The sequence below is a fragment of the Candidatus Neomarinimicrobiota bacterium genome (assembly GCA_034716895.1).
In the GTDB taxonomy this organism is placed as follows: domain Bacteria; phylum Fidelibacterota; class UBA8477; order UBA8477; family JABMPR01; genus JABMPR01.
In genome coordinates this window covers 1-1,626 of the sequence record JAYEKW010000234.1, presented here as the reverse complement: position 1 = coordinate 1,626, position 1,626 = coordinate 1, and the positions used below count along the sequence as shown (strand labels likewise).

Genomic DNA, 1,626 nt, shown 5'->3' with positions numbered 1-1,626 from the left:
TCCCCAAGCTAACTTGAAAACTTCTCTCAATTAGTATACCAATGATAAAGACCGATGTCACCACAACCATGGGCCGTGGACTTAGCAGTCCCACAATGCGATCGTTCATAATTCCTACTGTTTTTTTGGGGTTGGCCAAACATAGGATTTATGGGGTCTTCAATCAAGTGCTATTACTTGAAGGATTTTTTTTATTCTTGAATTAATTCATCAGACATCGCCTGAAGGCTATGCTGTTGTGGTCTTCATTCTCATTTCATTGGAATGAAGACCAGCGGAGGTGGAGAGACTCGAACTCCCAAGTCCTCACGGACGGCGGTTTTCAAAACCGCTGACTTACCAATTAGCCTACACCTCCAGTGTGGCTGAATGATTCATACTCAGCTTGCAAATATGAGATCAATTACCAGAAAAGCGGAGACGGTAGGATTCGAACCTACGGAACGCCGTAACGTTCAACGGCTTAGCAAGCCGCCGCCTTAAGCCACTCGGCCACGTCTCCGTTTCGAAAAGCGCGCAAATATAATCCGTGCCTATCTGAGGACAAATGAAAAGTCCAAGACCATAATTTCAATTATGCTTCAGGGTGAAATCGCTGACTCAAATAAATAAATGGGGTGTCCAAAAAGGCAACTAACAACTTAAGAATGTAGGTTGTCAGGACGATCTCCCAGACCACATTCATGGGTAAAACACTTTCAGGATCCATAAATAACCGGGGAAAGACCGAAAAGGCTAGAATAGCAAAGGTCAGCGAATCTATCAATTGACTGGTACCGGTGGATAGATTGTTCCTGAGCCAAAGATATTTTCCCTTAAATCGTTCTTTCCACATGTGAAAAGCCCAGACATCGTGAAGCTGTGAAATGAGATAAGCAATCACACTGGCCAACACGATAGCCGGTGCAAAGCCAAAGATAGACTCCATTCCGGCAGCTGGACCCCAGTCGTTTGCGCTAGCGGAGTAGGATAACATGAGCTGAGACATCAACAGGTAAAACAAGGTGGCACCCAAACCGATAAAGACCCCTTTTCGGGCGGCTTCTTTGCCGTAATATTCTGAAAGCAGGTCTGTTGATAAAAATATTGCTCCATACAGAACATTACCACCAGTCGCTTCGAAACCAAATAAAGTGATGGTTTTGGTAACAAAGATGTTTGCCAAAACATAATTCACGGCTATTAATGCATAAAGCCAGGTTTTGCCCATCCGGAATGCGATTAAGACAATGATCAGTCCAATGATTGTTTGAATAAAAAATATGAGCTCATTACTCACTATGTACCCTCCCATTGCTGATCCATCACCTGTTTTAATGACCGTGGAATCCTGGTTGGCTTACCATTTGATTTTACAAAAGCATGCACGGTCTTACCTCAGTCTTCCCAGACACCCATACTTTCAGTTTTTGTGGCCCTGTGCTCAAGAAGTTCCTTAACCGGAGTAGCAGACAGGTCATGCAATTCTTCTTTGATCACACTCTTTAAGATTGATGCTGTCTCTTTGTGATTGCGGTGGGCACCCCCAAGTGGTTCGGCAATGATCCGATCTGCTAGTCCCATTTGAAGCAGATCTTCAGCGGTGATTTTCATGGCTTCAGCTGCTTTTTTCTTCTGGGTGGCATC

The 1,626-nt window shown here is 44.2% G+C and carries 2 protein-coding genes and 2 tRNA genes; all 4 read right to left on the bottom strand.

Annotated elements, in window-relative coordinates; all coding sequences use genetic code 11:
- Positions 1-275: 275 nt before the first annotated feature.
- Positions 276-358: transfer RNA gene (locus U9Q77_13000), tRNA-Ser, on the bottom strand.
- Between the two features lie 57 nt (positions 359-415).
- A tRNA-Ser gene (locus U9Q77_12995) sits at positions 416-502 on the bottom strand.
- 72 nt (positions 503-574) lie between these two features.
- Entirely contained in the window at positions 575-1,279 is a 705-nt protein-coding gene (locus U9Q77_12990) for a queuosine precursor transporter (GenBank protein MEA3288273.1), read from the bottom strand.
- 98 nt (positions 1,280-1,377) lie between these two features.
- Positions 1,378-1,626: acetyl-CoA carboxylase carboxyl transferase subunit alpha (locus tag U9Q77_12985; protein MEA3288272.1), on the bottom strand; the 249-nt coding region annotated here is incomplete at its 5' end.